Origin of the sequence: Micrococcus sp. MS-ASIII-49 (genome assembly GCF_000946635.1) — a bacterium.
GTDB classification, from domain to species: domain Bacteria; phylum Actinomycetota; class Actinomycetes; order Actinomycetales; family Micrococcaceae; genus Micrococcus; species Micrococcus luteus.
The window spans coordinates 1-347 of record NZ_JXSP01000132.1 but is presented as its reverse complement, the minus strand read 5'-3'; the positions used below and the strand labels follow the sequence as shown (position 1 = coordinate 347).

Sequence of the window (347 nt, the reverse complement as noted above, 5' to 3'; positions counted from 1 at the left end):
AGCACGAGCGTGGGGGCCTCGACGCCGGCGGCCGCCACCCGGGCGGCCACGTCGCGGCCCTTGGCCTCCGCCAGCAGGCCTGCCAGCTCCGCCGGCGACGGGTCGCCCGCCGCCGCGCCCACGGCCGCCTCGTCCACCCCCGAGACGACGACGCGGAACGGCATCCGCGCCCGGGTCAGGACCTCCGCCCGGCCGGGGGAGGCCGAGCCGAGCACCAGCCGCAGGCCCGTGCCGGGGCCGGCCGCGCCGTCGTCGTGCGGGATCACGCGAGCGCCTCCCGCAGGGTGTCCAGGCCCATGCCGCCCAGGCGCAGGGCCCGGGTGTGGAAGGCCTTGAGGTCGAAGTCG

Annotated in this window: 1 protein-coding gene; it reads right to left on the bottom strand. The window is 80.1% G+C overall.

The features are described 5' to 3' along the window. Positions 1-266 (bottom strand): Maf family protein (locus SJ20_RS09255; RefSeq protein ID WP_044659709.1); only part of this gene is annotated, 266 nt, incomplete at its 3' end. Between the last annotated feature and the right edge of the window lie 81 nt (positions 267-347).